At 74.3% G+C, this 1,023-nt stretch carries 1 protein-coding gene and 1 pseudogene; both read right to left on the bottom strand.

Features of this window, described 5'->3' with window-relative positions:
• A pseudogene (locus tag HLH21_RS16810) lies at positions 1 to 263 on the bottom strand (alanine--glyoxylate aminotransferase family protein); the annotation flags it as partial.
• Positions 264 to 271: 8 nt separating this feature from the next.
• Positions 272 to 1,023 (bottom strand): M20/M25/M40 family metallo-hydrolase (locus HLH21_RS16815; RefSeq protein ID WP_182944895.1); only part of this gene is annotated, 752 nt, incomplete at its 5' end.

Consider the following 1,023-nt stretch of genomic DNA (forward strand, 5'->3'; position numbering starts at 1 on the left):
CCCGGCTCGACCAGCGACACCAGCGCGGCCTCGATCCCCGCCCGCGCCGTGCCGTCGATCAGGAAGGTCCAGCGGTTGTCCGTCATGAACACCCGGCGATACAGCGCCATCGTCTGGTTCATGCAGGCGGTCATTTCCGGGTCGAACTGGCCCAGCATGTCCGCCGCCATGGCGCGCAGCACGCGCGGATGCGCGTTCACCGGCCCCGGCCCCATCAGCAGCCGCTGGGGCGGGTCGATCTGGCCGAAGAAATCCTGTGGCATGGCCCCGTTCATGGTCCCTGTCTTTCGTAACGCTCGATAAAATCGGTCATTGCCCGCAGGGCCAGCTCGACGTCCGCCGCCCGCACCGCCTCGGCCGGGTGGTGGCTGACCCCGCCCGCGCAGCGCAGGAACAGCATGGACATCGGCGCCAGCCGGGCCATCACCATGGCGTCGTGCCCCGCCCCGCTGACCAGCACCCGCGGCGCGTCCTCGCCGGTGGCCGTCCGCACCGCCTGCCCCATCAGCGCCGTCAGCCCCCCGTCGCAGGGCGTCGCCGGCAGGTCCTGCTGCAGCTCCAGCTCCAGCGACACCCCCCGGCGGGCGGCGATCCCGCCCAGCGCCCGGCGCACCGCGTCGGCCGCGCGGTCGCGCGTGGCGTCGGCGCCGGCGCGGATGTCGATGGTGAAGGCCACCTCGCCCGGCACCACGTTGGGCACGCCGGGGCGGACCGCCATCCGGCCGACGGTCGCCACCAGGTCGCCGGGGCCGCCGCCGCCGATCGTCTCGATCGCCAGCACCATTTCGGCCGCCGCCGCCAGCGCGTCGCGGCGCAGGTGCATCGCCATCGTCCCGGCATGGCCGGCCACCCCGCCCACCACGGCGCGGAAGCGGTATTGCGCGGCGATGGCGCTGACCACGCCCAGCGCGCGATCCTCGGCCTCCAGCACCGGGCCCTGCTCGATATGGGCCTCGACATAGGCCACGATCTCGTCCCGCCGCCGGGCGGCGCCGGCCAGCTGCGCGACATCCAGCCCGAAGG

It is taken from the genome of Gluconacetobacter johannae (assembly GCF_014174305.1).
Taxonomy (GTDB): domain Bacteria; phylum Pseudomonadota; class Alphaproteobacteria; order Acetobacterales; family Acetobacteraceae; genus Gluconacetobacter; species Gluconacetobacter johannae.